Below are 16,099 nucleotides of genomic sequence, written 5' to 3'. Positions count from 1 at the left end.
CGTGTTCACAAGCTCCTTGGCCATGGTTAGCGTATCGGGTGAACAAAGTTGAAGATATTGGTCGCCCCGAGCGCGTCGGTAATGATGAAGACGATAAAGATCAGCACGATGGCACCGATGACGCCGGCACCTGCCGGCAGGGATTCAATCTGCTGGTTAAGGTCGGCCACTTCTGCCGCGGACATGTCAGCAACGCGCATCTGTGCGTCGACAGGGTCGACGCCAAAGGCGCTGAGCTGCTCGGCGACATCATCGCGCTGAATCAGGTTCATCAGCTTTTCACGCTCTGCGTCGGTGGCCACGACACTTTGGGGCGCGATCAGGGTTGAAGTGGATACGGGGGCTGCCTGTGCCAGACCAGAGATGAGTAACATGCAGCCCATCATGAGACGGGCGACAACGGAACGAACGATGCGGGATTGCTGCATGAGCATTGAAGTCCTCCTTGAGGCAGAACACGGCAGGTGCCGGTGTTGGCCTGCGGTTTTAAGCCTGAATGAAGCTTAGTCGCATATGAATGAATATGAGATGAACTTGTTGAATCCAATCATGGTTTTTCGAATTCGTTACCTTAAAATGGCCCCCCGAAAGTAACGACCGGACGTGACGGAATATGACAAACCTAGTGCTGGTTACGCTGTTGTGGGCCATTTCGTTCAGCCTGATTGGCGAGTATCTTGCGGGTCAGGTAGACCGCTACTTTGCCGTGACCACCCGTATCGTACTGGCGGGTCTTATCTTTTTGCCGCTGACACGCTGGCGCGGGATTCCGGCGCCCCTGCGCACAGGCATTACCTTCGTGGGCATGCTGCAATTCGGGTTGACCTACCTGTGCCTGTATCGCTCGTTCGAGTATCTGAGCGTGCCGGAAGTGCTGTTGTTTACGATCTTCACGCCGTTGTATGTCACGCTGATAGACGATGCGCTCAACCGGCGCTTCTCGCTGGCCCCGCTGGCAGGGACGGCACTGGCCGTGGTGGGGGCGGCCATCATCCGGTACGACGGCCTGAGTGATGACTTCATGTTTGGCTTTTTGCTGCTGCAACTGGCCAACGTGGCCTTTGCCGCGGGCCAGGTGGGTTATGCCAACCTGATGCGGCGTTATCCCACGGAGCTTCCGGCCTGGCGCAGCTTTGGCTACTTCTTCGCCGGGGCCCTTGTGGTGGCGCTGCCATCCTATCTGTTACTGGGCAATCCGGGGAAACTACCCTCAACGGCGCTGCAATGGAGCGTGCTGGGCTGGCTGGGCATCGTGGCATCGGGGCTGGGGTTCTACTGCTGGAACCGCGGTGCCTGCAAGGTGGATGCCGGTACCCTGGGTATCATGAATAACGCACTGGTACCGGCTGGACTGGTGGTGAACCTGCTGATCTGGAATCGTGATGCGGACCTCGTGCGGCTGGCTCTGGGCGGCGGCGTCATCGGACTTTCCCTGTGGGTCAACGCGCGCTGGAACCGCTGGTTTGCGCGGCCCCGGATTGCCTGATCCAGTGAGTACACTAGTCCTCTAGCGCCGCGGGCGGCACCGAGCACAGGCTGACCAGGCGACGGGCAAGATCCTGTACCCGCGCCGGTGCAGGGCTCGGGTAATGCAGCGCGAGCTCGACTGAGGCGGGGGCGATGAAGCCCTGCGCCGGCGTCAGGCGCTGGTGCCCCGGATGGGCCAAACGCCGGGGCAACAGGCTTATGCCCAGGCCATCGGCTACGGCGGCGCCAATGCTGGCCAGGCTGGCGCTGAGGTAGCTCACCCGCCAGCGCCGGCCTGCGCTTTCCAGCGCGTGGATCATCTCATCACGATAAAGCCCTCCCGCCGGGAACATGACCAGCGGCAACGGATCCTGCAGCCGGGTTGGCGCGCGGGCGCTGTCGAACCATTCCAGCGGTTCGGGCCAGCTGGCCTGGGCGGCGGCCTGGCCACGGCGCTGCTTGATCAGAATCAGTTCAAAGGCGCCGGCGCGATACTGCTGCCACAGATGCGCACTCATATCGCTGGTGACCTCCAGCCGAATATTCGGGTGTGCCTTGGCAAAGGCCGCCAGGGTCGGGGTCAGTCGTTCGGCGGCGAAGTCCTCCGCTACGCCGATACGCAGTTCTCCCGGATTATCCCCCGCCTGAATCTGTTCAACGGCTTCATGCATCAGGTTCAGCAGCCGTCTGGCATACCCCAGCAGGTGCTGGCCCTGTTCAGTGGCCACGACATAGCGGCCGCGCCGATCCAGCAGGGCGCAGCCGAGTTGCTCTTCCAGGCGCCGAATCTGCTGGCTGACGGTGGACTGGCTCAGGTGCACCCGTTCGCCGGCGCGGGTGAAGCTGCCACTTTCGACGACAGCGACAAAGCTGCGTAGCAGAACGGGGTCCAGGGTCGGAAACATTATTCGATATCCCACTGATAGCTAGTTGAATATTTAATTTATGAATAATAAGGCCAACCCTTAGACTGAAGCCAATCTGGCTGCGTGCGTATCGAGCAGCCATCGGTAATGGATACCTAACGGCTAAACCCGGCACATCGGAGACTGAATGAACCTACCGCAGCAATCGGTGCAACCTGCGCCCTTTACGGCCCCCCCGACCACGGTGTTGAGCACGGGGCTCGGTGGCTTCGTGTTGCTGGTGCTGATCGGGCTCAATCTGCGGCCGTTCCTGACGTCCGTCGGACCCGTGCTGAATGCCGTGCAGGCCGATACCGGCATGGGGCATGGCATGGCGGCGATTATGACCACCCTGCCGTTCGTCATGATGGGGTTGCTGGCGCTGCTGGGTGCCGGTCTGGCGCAGCGCTTTGGTGAGCGGCGCACGCTGCTTTGCGCCCTGCTGCTGCTTGCGCTGGGGTGCGGTGCGCGTCTGTTTGCAGACGGTTCTGCCAGTCTGCTATTGACGGCGGTCCTGGCCGGCACCGGTGTCGCCACAGTGCAGGCGCTGATGCCGGGTGTCTGCAAACGCTGGTTTGCCGGTCATATCGCACTTGCCATGGGACTTTATTCTGCGGCACTGGTGGGCGGTGGTGCACTGGGAGCCTTGGCGAGCCCAGCGCTCAGTACATTCTATTCAGACTGGCGGCCGGGCTTGGCGGTCTGGGCCCTGCCAGCGCTGTTGGCCTGGGGTTTGTGGTTGTGGTACGCGCCGCGCGAGACCGAAACGACCGGCATTCGAGTGTCGGTTCGAGGCTTTTTTGGCAACCGACGGGCCTGGCTGCTGGCGCTGTACTTCGGTCTGGCCAACAGCGGTTATGCCAGCCTGGTGGCCTGGCTGCCGTCCTTCTACGTGGACGAGGGCATGGCCCCGCAGACCGCCGGCAGTTTGCTGGCCTGGATGGCGCTGTTCCAGGCCGCTGCCGCCCTGCTGATGCCGCTGACCGTGCGTGGCACGCTCGACAGACGCTGCTCGCTATATATCGTCATGCTGTTGCAGGTACTGGGTTTCGCCGGTTTTGCCCTGGTACCCCAGGTCGCGCCCTGGCTTTGGGTGGCGCTGGCGGGCTTTGGTTTGGGGGGTTGCTTTTCGCTGTGCCTCATCGTCAGCCTCGATCACCTGCCAGGCGCGCGCGCGGCCGGTGCCCTGGCTGCCTTCGTGCAGGGTATCGGTTTTTTGATTACCGCCGTCGGACCCTGGCTGGTCGGGGCCCTGCGTGATGGCGGGGGTGATTTTGGCGATGCCTGGTGGCTGCACGGCGCCATTGCCCTGTGCATGCTGCTGCTCAGTGTGCGCTTCAACCCCGCCGCCTATGCGCGCTGCATGGGGCGGTTGGGGGCTTGAAAGTGGCTTGAGCCGCTCTTATGTAAATAGTGTGGGGCCGGGTCTCGATGAGACCGGTTGCCCGCCAAGGTTGTTTTTGTTTCCTATCGCTCCGAAGGAGGATACGTCATGAATACGATCGATTTTTCCCCGCTCTATCGCAGCAGTGTAGGGTTTGACCGCATTGCTGCATTGCTGGACCGTTCGCTGCGTGCCGATCAGTCGGCAGGCGGTTATCCGCCCTACAATATCGAGGTGATGGATGATGACTGTTATGCCATCAGCCTGGCGGTGGCCGGCTTCAGCAAAGAGGAACTGGAGATCAAGGTTGAGCAGAGTGTGCTGAGTGTCAGTGGCGAAAGGGCTGACCCGGAGACTGCCGGCCGGTATCTCTATCAGGGCATAGCGAGTCGCAGCTTTGAGCGGCGCTTCAATCTGGCTGACCATGTCGAGGTCATCGGCGCCGAGCTTAATAACGGGCTGCTGACCATCAAGCTGCAGCGACAGTTGCCGGAAGCCATGAAACCCCGGGCGATCGCCATTGACGATTCGACCGGTCAGGTTCTGGAACACGACACGTCTTCAGGCCATGCTGCCTAAGGTGCGTCGGCCAGTCTCGGGAGGTCATCACCAGGATGACCTCCCCCGGTTCAAAAACCCGCCGGCGTAGCCGCGAGCAGCCCGCCATAAGCTGGGCTAACGCATCGGCCTGATGGCCATCACGGCTCTCAGGCCATTCCCATAGCCTCTCTTTTCACTGCACAAAAACGGCCGGGCCTGTACGGGCAGGCTGGCTGTTTTTCGGCCCTTGGTGGCCTGGGGCGCTGCCGCTTAATAACGGCTCCCCAGGTCACTGTCATTGGTATCGCTTGACTTCCAGGCGCGAAAACAGAATCATGCGCTAAATGTTATGTTATTACATTATAGGTGGGGATTTAAATGCAGGGAGTTCATTGGCTGGGACGCTGGCTGTTACTGCTCGGTGTGCTGTCGGGTGCGGCGATGGGAAGTCAGGCGCGGACGCTGAGTGTCGTCGGACCCTGGGAAATCGTGGGTATTGAACCGGCTCGGTCGGGCTATATCTTTAGCCGCATGCAGGTGGCTGAGACGCTGACCACGGTGGACGACCAGGGGCGGCTGGCGCCACAGCTGGCGACGTCGTGGCGGGTGTCAGCCGACGGTCTCGAATGGCGCTTTCGCCTGCGCGAAGGCGTGCTGTTTCATGACGGTTCAGCGCTGACGGCCGACGGTGTTGCCCGCAGCCTGCAACACGCCAGGGCCGGTCACGGTGTGCTCAGTCAGGTCGCAGTAACGGCTGTTGAGCCGGCAGGTGACGAGGTGGTGTTACGACTCGAGCATCCCTTTGTCGCGCTGCCGGCCTACCTGGCCCATTACAGCACCCAGGTATTGGCGCCGACGGCCTACGATGATCAGGGGCGCGTCAAGGCGCTAATCGGCACCGGCCCGTATCGGTTAACCAGCTTGACGCCGCCGCTGCAACTGACGCTTGAGCGCAATGAGCGCTGGTGGGGCGACCGGCCAGCCATTGCCAGCGTCCGCTATCTGGCGGTCGGCAAGAGTGAAACCCGCGCGCTGATGGCCGCCAGTGGCGAAGCCGACCTGGTGTATTCGTTGTTGCCCACCTCGCTGGGCGTGCTACGCCACAACCCGGCGGTGCGCACCGAAACGGTAACCGTTCCGCGTACTCGACTGCTCAAGCTTAATGTCGCGTCGCCTTTTTTCAGCGATCTGCGCGTGCGCCGCGCGCTCAGCCTGGCGCTGGACCGCCGCGGTATGGCCGGGGTCATGCTGCGCAACGAAAGGCTGGCGGCCAGTCAGCTGTTTCCGCCGACGCTGAGCGGCTGGCACGACGTCGATCTGGCCGCGCTGAGGTATGATCCCGGCGAGGCCAGACGGTTGCTGGCCGAGGCCGGCTGGCTGCCGGGAGACGACGGCATCCTGCACAAGGACGGTGTGCGTTTCGCCGTGAGCCTCACTACCTTCTCGAGCTGGCCGGAATTGCCAGTGCTGGCGAGTGCCATTCAGGCGCAGTGGCGCGAGGTGGGTATCGACCTGCAGGTGGCCGTCGGCAACAGCTCGGAAATTGTCAGTCGCCACCGCGACGGTTCGCTGCAGCTGGGGCTGTTGTCGCGCAATTTCTCCCTGGTGCCCGACCCGCTGGGTACCCTGTTGCAGGATTTCGGACCGGAGGGCGGTGACTGGGGCGCAATGGGCTGGTCCGATGCCGCGTTGCAGCAGATGCTGGATGGGCTCAGTGCCGGTACGGACAAGGCTGAGCGCATCGCGCAGCAGCAGGGGGTTGCCGGAATTCTGCAGCAGCAGCTGCCGGTGATCCCGCTGGCCTGGTCGGAACTGCGGGTCGCCGTCAGCAACGATCTTGACGGCCTTCGTGTCGATCCGTTCGAGCTGAGTTATCACCTGAGTGCGCTGCGGTGGGCCGAATGATGTCGCGTCTTGTCACTGCCAGACTGCTGCAGGCTCTGGTTGCCGCGCTGCTCATCGCAACGCTGTGCTTTGCCATGATGCAGACGCTGCCGGGCGATGCCGCAATGCGTATCGCCGCGAGCCGTTACGGTCCCGATGCCATGAGCCAGCAACTGGCCGAAGCCGTACGGCTTGAACTGGGCCTGGAGCGGCCCTTGCTGACGCAGTATGCCGCCTCACTGATGCAGCTGGCACGGCTGGATCTGGGCTACTCGCTGGTGAGTGGCGCACCGGTTATCGAGGAGCTGAAGGTGCAGCTGGGGCATTCGCTGTGGCTGGCACTGCTGGCGCTCGCACTGTCGCTGCTGTTTGGCCCGACGCTGGGCTTGCTGGCCGGTATTCGGCCGGGAGGCTGGGTCGATCGGCTGAGCCTTGGGCTGTCGATACTGTTGCGGGCGCTGCCGCCCTTTGTGCTGGGGCTGCTGCTGATTATGGTGTTCAGCCTCTGGCTCGGCTGGCTGCCACCGGCGGGTTTTGGCAGCTGGCGTCACCTGCTGCTGCCGGCGCTGACCCTGGCTCTGGGGCTGGCCGCGCTATCGAGTCGCGTGACGCGTGATGCCATGGCCGAGGTCGCGGCAGCGCCTTATTTCGCCTATGGCCGGCAAAAGGGGCTGGATGGGCTGGCGCTGGCGGGCCGTCACGGCGCGCGCAATGCCGCCATTCCGGTCGTGGCCTATCTGGGGCTGCAGTCGGTATACCTGATCGAAGGCGTGGTGGTAGTGGAGTCACTGTTCGCTTTTCCCGGCATAGGACATGCCCTGGTGCACGCGATCATCGCCCGCGATGTGCCCATGGTACAGGGTACGGTTCTGATCATGGGACTGCTGTTTATCTTCATTAATCTGCTGGTGGATACACTCTGTCGCAGGCTCGACCCAAGGCTCAATGCCTGGCAGGAGGTGCGACGATGAACGCACTGACTAGGACACCTTTGCGCGCGACGTGCGCGCGCCAGCCAAACGCCGTTTTTTCGGCCCGCTACTGGGGCGGGGGGCTGCTGCTGGCACTGGCGCTGTTCGCGTTGCTCGGGGCCTGGCTGATCGAGGCCGATCCCAACCGACAGAACCTGATGGCGAGTCTCGCGCCGCCCGGGGGTGACTATCTGCTCGGGGCCGATCATTACGGTCGTGACTTGCTGGCCCGGCTGGCCCACGGCGCCCGGCTGTCGTTCGGGCTGGCAGTACTGACCCTGCTGAGCGCGGCAGTGCCGGGAACGCTGCTGGGTATCCTGGCGGCCTGGCGCGGCGGCATCACGGAACGGCTGCTGGTGACCCTGGCCGATGCGGTGATGGCACTGCCGGGCCTGTTGCTGGTGTTGCTGCTGATTGCCTTTTCGCCGGGACACTATGTTCCGCTTGTTCTGGGGTTGTCGCTGTCGCTCTGGGTGGAGTTCTTTCGAGTCAGCCGGGCCCGTACCGCGACGCTGCTCATCCAGCCTCACCTGGAGGCGGCGCGGCTGCTGGGCTTTGGCATTGGTTACCGGCTGCGCCGAATGGTTCTGCCGGAGGTGGCGGCGCAGCTGCCGACGCTGTGCAGTTTCGCGCTGGCCACGGCGGTTATCGGCATCTCGACGCTGAGTGCCATTAGCGTTGGATTGCGGCCGCCGACACCGGAACTTGGCAGCATGATCGTCGAGTTGCTGCCGTACTATGCCGAAGCGCCCTGGCTGGTGCTGTTGCCATCATTGCTGATCGTACTGCTGGTGCTGGCACTGCAGCTGATCGGCGGGAGGATAAACACATGACCCCTGTCTTGTGCATCGAAAATCTGCAGATTGCCTCGGCCGGCCAAGTGCTGGTCGACAACATTAACCTGAGGGTCGAGGCCGGACGACCGTTAACGCTGCTGGGTGCATCCGGATCCGGCAAATCCCTGGTAATGCAGGCGGTGATGGGCACCCTGCCGGCGGGGCTGGACGTGCGCGGTCATATCGGGCTCGATGGCCAGAACCTGCTGGCCCTGTCACCCCAGCAGCGCCGGGCCCTGTGGGGGAGGAAGCTTGCACTGCTGCCGCAGGAACCCTGGCTGGCGCTCGACCCGACCATGCCGGTGCAGGGCCAGGTCAGCGAAGTGCACCGGCTGATTCACCGGCGCAGTAAGCACGAGGCGCAGCGGCTCACGCAGCAGCAACTGGACGAGGTCGGGCTGCAGCAGGCGGGGCAGCAGTATCCGTTCCAGCTGTCTGGCGGCATGTGCCAGCGGGCCGCGATCGCCATTACCCATGCGGCGGACTGCCCGGTGCTGCTGGCCGATGAGCCAACCAAGGGGCTGGACAGTGCGCTGCGCGATAGCGTGGCGGCACGGCTGCGTCACGAGGTGAACACCGGGCGTCTGCTGTTCACCATCAGTCACGATCTCGACCTGGCCCGTCGCCTCGGTGGTCATGTCGGCGTGATGCGCAATGGCCGGTTGCTGGAGCAGGGGGATGCGGCGCAGCTGCTGCAGGCGCCGCAGCATCCCTACAGCCGGCGTCTGCTGGCGGCGCAACCGTCGCGCTGGCCGCAGCGACAGTCCCGGGAAAAGGGCGATTTGGTGCTGCAGGCGCGGGGGCTGGGCAAGCAATACGGCAGCAGGACGCTGTTCGAAAAGCTGGATATTCGGTTGCATCGCGGCCAGATCACGGCCATCTCCGGCCCCAGCGGCTGTGGCAAAACCACCCTTGGCAATGTGCTGCTCGGGCTTACGCCACCGGACCAGGGCCAGGTGCAGCGCAGCGCCGGTATTGCACCGATCCGTTTTCAGAAGCTGTATCAGGAGCCGCCCGCGGCCTTTGCGCCGAGGCAGCGCCTGGGCCGGGCCTTCGCTGATCTGGCGCGACTGCACCGCATACCGGATCGGGCCATCGCTGCGCTGTTGCAGCGCCTGCAGCTGGACGAGGCCCTGCTGGCCCGGCGCCCAGGCGAAGTCTCCGGCGGCGAGCTGCAGCGGCTGGCCCTGGCCCGGGTATTGCTGTTGCAGCCGGTACTGCTGTTCGCCGACGAAGCCAGCTCGCGGCTGGATCCGCTGAGCCAGCAGCAGGTCATGCAACTGCTGCTGGAGCTGGCTGATGAACGCGGCCTGGCGGTGCTGCTGGTGACCCACGACGCGGCGTTGGCCGCCAGAACGGCCGATCAGACGCTCGTCCTGGGCGCGCCGCGGGTCAGGTGCGGCGATTGCTCAACCAGAGAAACTGATAGGGCATCAGCTTGACCGGCGCAACGCGATTTTCGAACAGTTCGTCGGTAACCAGGTCCACCCATTCGTCCGTGACGATCAGGTTCAGCTCAGACAGGTTAAAGGTCTGAGGCTGGTCGCTGACATTGAAGATGGCGAAGATGCTCTGGCGCCGGTCGGTACTCTGGCGCCAGAACGAGAACAGTGCCTCGCCGGTATGCAGCGTGTACTGGGTGGCGTTGGGGTGAAAGGCCGGTTGCTGGCGGCGAATGCGCAACAGCTTGCGCATCGCATTGAACACCTGGGCGTGATGGGTATCGCCGGCCAGCGCCTCCTCCAGTGCCTCGGCCTGCCAGATATGGCGATTGATCGAGCGGAAGCTGCCGGTGTGTTCAACGCGCTCGTCGTCGTTTTGGGTGGCGAACAGACTGTGTATGTAGAACGCAGGAATGCCTTCCAGTGCCAGCATCACCCCCGCGGCACAGAGGAAACGGGCGAACTGCCACTGATCGGGCCCCTGCGCCGCGGTGCCTCTAAACGCATCCCACAGGCTGATATTGATCTCATAGGGCTTGGCTTCGCCGGTGGGGGTCGTGCGCGAGCTGAGGCGGCCGCCAAAGCGCTGCATGGTGCCGATCAGCGTTTCGAGTTCCCATTCGCTGAGCAGGCCTTCGGTGGGGCGCAGCCCGATGCCGTCATGGGAGGCGACAAAATTGAGATAGGCGGTGCCGTACTGTGCCGGCGGCATGGTCATGAGCCAGTTTTTCAGGTGGATGCAGGAGCCGGTGATCAGGGTGTTGATCAGCAGTGGCGGCAGTGAAAAATTGTAAATCACGTGGGCTTCGTTGGCGTTGCCGAAGTAGGTCAGGTTCTCGCGGTTGGGAATATTGGTTTCAGTGATGATGACCGCATCGGGCGAATGGTGCTCGATCATCAGTCGCAGCAGGCGGATCACCTCGTGGGTTTCGGGCAGGTTGATGCAGGGCGTGCCCGGGGTTTTCCACAGGAAGGCGACGGCGTCGAGACGGAACCAGCGAATGCCCTTGTCGAGATAGAGCCGAATGATCTTGAGAAACTCCAGCAGCACCTGGGGGTTCTGGAAATCAAGGTCGACCTGGTCATGACTGAAAGTACACCAGACATGGCGCTCGCCGTTGGGGGTCTTGACCTCGCGCAGCAAGGGCGAGGTGCGCGGTCGCACCACGGCGCTGAGGTCGGTGTCCGGCGAAGCCTCGACGAAGTAGCTGGCGCCAGGGTCGACGCCATGCTTGTAATTCTCGAACCAGAGGCTGCGGCTGGAGCAGTGATTGATCACCAGGTCGCCCATTACCTTGAAGTGGCGGCTGATGTCGGTGATGTCATCCCACTGGCCCAGTGACGGGTTGACCGTGGTGTAATCCATCACGCTGAAGCCATCGTCCGAGCTGTACGGAAAGAACGGCAGGATGTGCACCGCTGAAACGCAGTCGCGCATATGGGCATCGAGAAAGCCAAACAGGGTGTGCAGCGGTGCCTGTTGCTCCGAGCGCAGGCTGTCACCATAGGTGATCACCGCAATGTCGCTCTGGTCCCAGAGGTTGCGGTGCGGTGTGGGGGACGGGGCGTCCGCTGCCAGACCGAACTGTTCCAGGCACGTCTGGGCGAATTCACCCGCGTCGAGCTGTGGATAAAGCAGTTGCAGGTGCCCGGCCAGTCGCTGTTGCAGTGGTGTCATCAAAGATTCTCCTTGGGCCCTGCCCGGTTGCTGTCATTGCTGACCAAATTCGGCCATATCGGCGTCGACGGCGGCGAGCAATTGTTGCTGCACGCCCGGGAAAGCGCTTTGAACGCGGTTCCAGCTGGAGATAAAGGGCGCTTCCATCGGGTTCTCGAGAAAATGGTTACCGGCCTTGAAGATGTTGCCGGCGAAGAGTTCGACGGCCTGTTCTTCCTGGTGGATATCCAGCGCCAGACCGTTGATTTCGGCATCGTTGCGGTAGGTTTCGACGAAATCCAGCGCGATGCGAAAGTACGTGGCCTTGATGGTCCTGAAGGTCTCGTGGTTGAACACGATGCCGTTGGTTGCCAGTTTGCGGAAGACCGCCTTGGTGATGTCGATCGACATCTTCGACAGTCCTGCCTGGTCGCTCTCCAGTGACAGATCCTGGTGCTTGTGGTCATAAACGTCGGCGATATCGACCTGGCACAGGCGGTTATTGGAGTAGTTTCGAGTCATCTCGCTGAGCACGCCGATCTCCAGGCCCCAGTCGCTGGGGATGCGGATATCGCTCATCACGTCGCGGCGAAACGAAAATTCGCCGGCCAGCGGATAGCGGTAGCTGTCGAGGTACTCCAGGTAATCGAGATTGCCGAATACTTTCTTCAGTGCCCGCAGCAGCGGTGTGACCAGCAGCCGGCTGACACGGCCATTGATCTTGTGGTCGGCGATGCGGGCATAGAATCCCTTGCAGAACTCGTAATTGAAATTGGGGTTGGCGACGGGGTAAATCAGCCGTGCCAGCAGTTCGCGGTCGTAGGTCAGAATATCGCAATCGTGCATGGCAATGGATTCTGCCTTGCCTGCCGCGAGGGTATAGCCCATGCAAAACCAGACGTTGCGGCCCTTGCCTGCCTGCAATGGCGAGAGTTCTTCGCCCTTGAGGGCAAGGTCGATGGCGCGCAGACGCGGGCCATCGTTCCAGAGTACCCGGTGTGGCTGGGGCAGGGCTGAAAAGAATTTGAGCGCATCGCGGTATTGCTGCTCATCGGCGCAGTCCAGGCCGATGATGATTTCCGACAGGTAGGGAACCTGTTTGAGGTGCCGCAGTATATTGGGCATTGCCTCGCCTTCGAGCTCGGAATACAGGCAGGGCAGGATCAGCGCCAGGGGGCGCACCTTGGAGAAGGCCAGCAGTTCGCGTTCCAGCTCTTCGAGAGGCCGGTGAGACAGGTTGTGCAGGGTCGTGATGATGCCGTTCTGGTAGAAATCGCCCATGGGGAAATCCTTTATTGGTGTTATTAGGTGGCGAGGCCCAGCTGCTGCAAGGCGCAACTGACCGCGTCATTCCAGCCTGCCGGGCCTGGCTGCTCGGTCACTACGACATCGGTGCGGCCAGGAACCTGCGGTGGGGCATGGCTGGGTGAGCGGACAAGCACGGGAAGATCCGCCTTTTGCAGCATGCCGACGTCGTTGTCGCCATCGCCGAGCGCCATGCAGGTGACAGGCTCGCCCCAGAGAATGCTGTATTGCTCGGCCAGCCAGCGCATCGCATCGGCCTTGTCGCAGCGACCCATGACATGGGTAAAGCGGCCGCCGCGCTGGACCTGAAAATTCAACAGCGACAGCTCGGATGCAAAGTCATGCAGCGCGGCGCGGGAATCTTCCCAGATTAACGGTTCGGTAAATTGCCGCGCCATTGCCTGGCGGGCTTCTTCGGGGGTCAGCCCGGTGATGTCGGCAAGACGCTCAGCTGAAAGGGCGCTAAAACCGGTAAAGCGATAGCGCTGCGAAAGGGGCTCCAGTGCCAGCAGAATGCGGCGCCGGCTGGGGCCGAAGATCTTGCAGCGATACTTTCCGCCTGGATCCGGCGAAAGGTCCGGCGCCAGTGGTGAGTCGGTGGGAATGTAAATGGCTGCGCCATTCTCCACAACAAAGGGGTGATTGTGCTCAAGCTGTTGGCGCAGCGGCTCCAGTTCGGCGAGGGTTTTGCTTGTATTAAGCACCCAGGGGATCTGTAGCTGACGCAGCTTTAGCAATGCGGGCTGTGCCGCCTCTGCGCTGTAGCTGTTGTGGTCAAGCAGGGTGCCATCGAGGTCTGTGGATATCAGTAATCGGCTCATGCTTCATCTGGCTCCTTGACTGACAGGGACTGTCCGCGTTCAGTCAGCTCCTGCAAGTCGGGTGCCAGTACAGTGTAGATCAGGTTCGAGCCTTCTATAGGGCGGCTTCAGGCAAGGTTATCCACAATGTGGTGCTGTATCTGCACCAAAGTGGTGCGCGGCATGGCGATTGAAGGCACTGCACTGGCCCGTCCGGCTGTGCGGAGTACTAACTCGGCGAGTTAATGAATGCAGCCGGCGTGCTGCATCATTGGCCCTTCCTTCAAGCAAGGTGGCCCGAGTCGGGTGTCGCAAAAAGCGGCATGTTCGCGCGATTGCGCTCGTTTTTGTGGCGTGACGGGCAAATCGGCAGGGAACCGGTTGTCCGCCAGGCGAATAGAAATGCGTGCAGAGCCCATTTTTCAGGTGTCGCTGTTTCGCACCCGGTCCGGCAGCGGCGCGCAGGTCGAGCGTCGCTACAGGAGGATTGACTGTGTCAGCGCGGGGTGATGGTGGTAATGGAGCGTAGCTTGTAACGGGTACCAGGGTGCGTGAGGCTGGCGAAACTGATCAGGCGGCCGTCGGACCAGGTGCGGCGATTCACCTGAATGCAGGGGGTGTTGGCGTCGATATCCAGCAGTTCCTGTACCTTTTCGCTCGGCAAAACGGCCTCGACGATATGCTCGATACTGGAAATGGGGCACATGCTGGACAGGTATTCGTTGGGGGTGTGTTGGGTGAAGTCCTGCTCCAGGTAGCCGGGTACGGACGCTGCAATGACATAGCGGTTTTCCAGCTGGATTGGCAGTGTGTTCTCCAGGTGCACGATCACCGACCGATAGACCGGCGTGCCGATCGGAACGCCCATCTGCATTGCTACGGACTCGCTGGCCGCGGTTTCACGCAGCTTGATGACACGACAGCTGTAGTCGTGGCCGCGCTGGCGTACCTCTTCGGCAATGTTCTTGATATCGGCCAGGGGGGATTCCGCCTTGGCATCGGAGACGAAAGTGCCCAGGCCCGGGTAACGCACCAGCATGTTGTCCTGCACCAGGTCGCGGATCGCCTTGTTGACGGTCATGCGGCTGACAGAGAACTGCTGCGCCAGCTGAGTTTCGGTGGGAATTTTGCCGCCCGGGCGGTAGGTCTGCTGTTTTATCCCATCGAGGATGAAACTCTTGATCTGCTGATAGCGCGGCTTGTTGCTCACCCGTGATCCCCGAAAAACCCAAATATATCGATTGTATATACTTCCCCTGTCGACCACAACAACCGAAGCTGTGGCATCAATTGCCTGTGAAGCAGGGGCTTTCATGCCGGCCATGTGACAAATGGATTTACATTGCCGGTGTATATGTATATACATATACATACAAATGGAGTTGTGCAGGCCGACACGGGCCTGCACCGGTGGCAGGACGTCGATAATCGGAGTCTGGGCGGGTGAGAGCGTTGCGTGCGACGTGCCCGGGAAAGCTCCCTAATAATAAACAGGCAGATCCATGAACAAGAATGAGGTCGCGGGCGTAATGTCCTTCAATCCTGTGTCCCTGCTCAAGCTGGTGCTGTTCAGTGCGGTGGGCATTGTCTTTTTCTTCGTCCCGATGGAGTTTGGTGGCAAATCCACCATACCGCTGGATCACATCGTATCCTGGATCCGCGCCAATCAGGCCGGCGGTGCGGCGGTCTATGCGATGCTGATCATTCTGGCAGGCGGGCTCTATCCGTTTATTCGCGGCACCTGGCGCAGCAGTGTGACCCAGATGGTCTTTTCAGGGCTCAAGCTCAGCGGTGTGCTGGTCTCGCTGATGGCCTATTTCGAATTCGGCCCGGCACTGCTGTTTGAAAAGGACATGCTGCCCTTTCTGTTCAACAAGCTGGTGATTCCGGTGGGCCTGATCGTGCCCCTGGGCGCGATCTTCCTGGCCTTTTTGATCAGCTTTGGCCTGCTGGAGCTGATCGGCGTGCTCTGTCAGCCGGTGATGCGCCCACTGTTCAAAACGCCGGGGAAATCCGCCATTGATGCGGTGGCGTCCTTTGTCGGCAGTTATTCCATTGGCCTGCTGATTACCAACCGGGTGTACAAGTCGGGCCAGTATTCGGCCAAGGAAGCGGCCATTATCGCCACCGGCTTCTCCACCGTGTCGGCCACTTTCATGGTGATCGTGGCCAAGACCCTGGGGCTGATGGAGATCTGGAACCTGTTTTTCTGGTCGACGCTTTTGGTGACCTTTGTCGTGACAGCAATTACCGTGCGCATCTTTCCGCTCTCGCGTATGGATGACAAGGCGGCGTCGCCGGAAAATGAGGTGCTGCAGCACTCACGGCTGAAACAGGCCATGCTTGAAGGTCTGGAGGCGAACCAGCGGGCATTGCCGCTGCTGTTCAATATCCGCGGCAACCTGAAGGAAGGTGTGCTGATGGCCATGAGCATTCTGCCGTCGATCATGTCGGTGGGGCTGATCGGCCTGCTGCTGGCCAAGTACACGCCGCTGTTCGACTGGATGGGTTACCTGTTCTATCCCTTCACGGCGCTGGCCCAGCTGCCGGATCCGTTGCTGGTGGCCAAGGCCTCGGCCACGGGGCTGGCCGAGATGTTCCTGCCGGCGCTGCTGATGGCCGAAGGCGCCGTCGCGGCGAAGTTCGTCACCGGCAGCGTGGCGATATCCTCGATCCTGTTTTTCTCGGCGTCGATTCCCTGCATCCTGTCCACCGAGATTCCGCTCACCATTAGCCAGATGCTGATGATCTGGTATCAGCGTGTTGCCCTGACGATCCTGCTGTCGGCACCTTTTGGCTTCTACGCGCAAAGCCTGGTTGGCTGAACGCCCTTCCTGCGCACCCGCAAACCCGAATATGGCAGGTGCCGTATTCGGGTTTTTTGCGTCTGGAACCCGAGTAAGGCCGC

Annotated in this window: 14 protein-coding genes; 8 read left to right on the top strand and 6 right to left on the bottom strand. The window is 61.7% G+C overall.

Going from position 1 to position 16,099, the window contains the following annotated elements; genetic code table 11:
• Positions 1-26: 26 nt before the first annotated feature.
• Positions 27-434 carry a PA2779 family protein gene (locus tag F451_RS0113660; protein ID WP_020681941.1) on the bottom strand — a complete coding sequence of 136 codons (408 nt, stop codon included), beginning with the start codon at positions 432-434 and terminating at the stop codon, positions 27-29.
• A gap of 179 nt (positions 435-613) precedes the next feature.
• On the opposite strand from F451_RS0113660, the gene F451_RS0113655 reads away from it, so the two are divergent.
• A complete protein-coding gene (locus F451_RS0113655; RefSeq protein WP_026291758.1) occupies positions 614-1,486 on the top strand; it encodes a DMT family transporter in 873 nt (290 codons plus the stop codon).
• Between the two features lie 13 nt (positions 1,487-1,499).
• Here F451_RS0113655 and F451_RS0113650 read toward each other — a convergent pair whose 3' ends face one another.
• Positions 1,500-2,372 (bottom strand): LysR family transcriptional regulator, encoded by an 873-nt coding sequence (locus F451_RS0113650; protein ID WP_020681939.1) that lies wholly within the window; start codon positions 2,370-2,372, stop codon positions 1,500-1,502.
• A gap of 148 nt (positions 2,373-2,520) precedes the next feature.
• Between F451_RS0113650 and F451_RS25575 the strand changes: the two genes are divergently transcribed.
• From F451_RS25575 to F451_RS0113620, 6 genes are all read left to right on the top strand, one after another.
• Entirely contained in the window at positions 2,521-3,756 is a 1,236-nt protein-coding gene (locus F451_RS25575) for a cyanate transporter (protein ID WP_020681938.1), read from the top strand.
• Positions 3,757-3,864: 108 nt separating this feature from the next.
• Positions 3,865-4,335, top strand: a complete 471-nt coding sequence (locus F451_RS0113640; RefSeq protein WP_020681937.1) for an Hsp20 family protein — start codon at positions 3,865-3,867, stop codon at positions 4,333-4,335.
• Between the two features lie 339 nt (positions 4,336-4,674).
• Positions 4,675-6,201 (top strand): ABC transporter substrate-binding protein, encoded by a 1,527-nt coding sequence (locus tag F451_RS0113635; protein ID WP_020681936.1) that lies wholly within the window; start codon positions 4,675-4,677, stop codon positions 6,199-6,201.
• On the top strand, positions 6,198-7,151 hold the full coding sequence (locus F451_RS0113630) for an ABC transporter permease (RefSeq protein ID WP_020681935.1): 954 nt from the start codon (positions 6,198-6,200) through the stop codon (positions 7,149-7,151). Before F451_RS0113635 ends, F451_RS0113630 begins: the two co-directional genes overlap by 4 nt.
• Complete coding sequence (locus tag F451_RS0113625; protein WP_083928436.1) at positions 7,148-7,984, top strand: ABC transporter permease; 837 nt, start codon at positions 7,148-7,150, stop codon at positions 7,982-7,984. The genes F451_RS0113630 and F451_RS0113625 overlap by 4 nt, the downstream gene beginning before the upstream one ends.
• Positions 7,981-9,429: an ABC transporter ATP-binding protein gene (locus tag F451_RS0113620; protein WP_020681933.1), complete on the top strand. Its 1,449-nt coding sequence runs from the start codon at positions 7,981-7,983 to the stop codon at positions 9,427-9,429. Before F451_RS0113625 ends, F451_RS0113620 begins: the two co-directional genes overlap by 4 nt.
• Here the strand turns inward: F451_RS0113620 and F451_RS0113615 are convergent.
• From F451_RS0113615 to hutC, 4 genes are all read right to left on the bottom strand, one after another.
• Complete coding sequence (locus F451_RS0113615) at positions 9,380-11,107, bottom strand: sugar phosphorylase (protein WP_020681932.1); 1,728 nt, start codon at positions 11,105-11,107, stop codon at positions 9,380-9,382. The two genes, F451_RS0113620 and F451_RS0113615, sit on opposite strands and share 50 nt — an antisense overlap.
• Positions 11,108-11,140: 33 nt before the next feature.
• Positions 11,141-12,367: a glycosyltransferase family protein gene (locus F451_RS0113610; protein WP_020681931.1), complete on the bottom strand. Its 1,227-nt coding sequence runs from the start codon at positions 12,365-12,367 to the stop codon at positions 11,141-11,143.
• 23 nt (positions 12,368-12,390) lie between these two features.
• Entirely contained in the window at positions 12,391-13,212 is an 822-nt protein-coding gene (locus tag F451_RS0113605; RefSeq protein ID WP_020681930.1) for an HAD-IIB family hydrolase, read from the bottom strand.
• 475 nt (positions 13,213-13,687) lie between these two features.
• Positions 13,688-14,401 carry a histidine utilization repressor gene (hutC, locus tag F451_RS0113595; RefSeq protein ID WP_020681928.1) on the bottom strand — a complete coding sequence of 238 codons (714 nt, stop codon included), beginning with the start codon at positions 14,399-14,401 and terminating at the stop codon, positions 13,688-13,690.
• A 292-nt stretch (positions 14,402-14,693) separates the two neighbouring features.
• Here hutC and F451_RS0113590 point away from each other — a divergent pair, with 292 nt between their 5' ends.
• Complete coding sequence (locus F451_RS0113590; protein WP_020681927.1) at positions 14,694-16,016, top strand: YjiH family protein; 1,323 nt, start codon at positions 14,694-14,696, stop codon at positions 16,014-16,016.
• Positions 16,017-16,099: the final 83 nt, after the last annotated feature.

Source organism: Marinobacterium rhizophilum DSM 18822 (genome assembly GCF_000378045.1).
Lineage (GTDB): Bacteria > Pseudomonadota > Gammaproteobacteria > Pseudomonadales > Balneatricaceae > Marinobacterium_A > Marinobacterium_A rhizophilum.
Note: the sequence above shows the minus strand (reverse complement) of the source record. Positions and strands in the feature narration are given on the sequence as shown.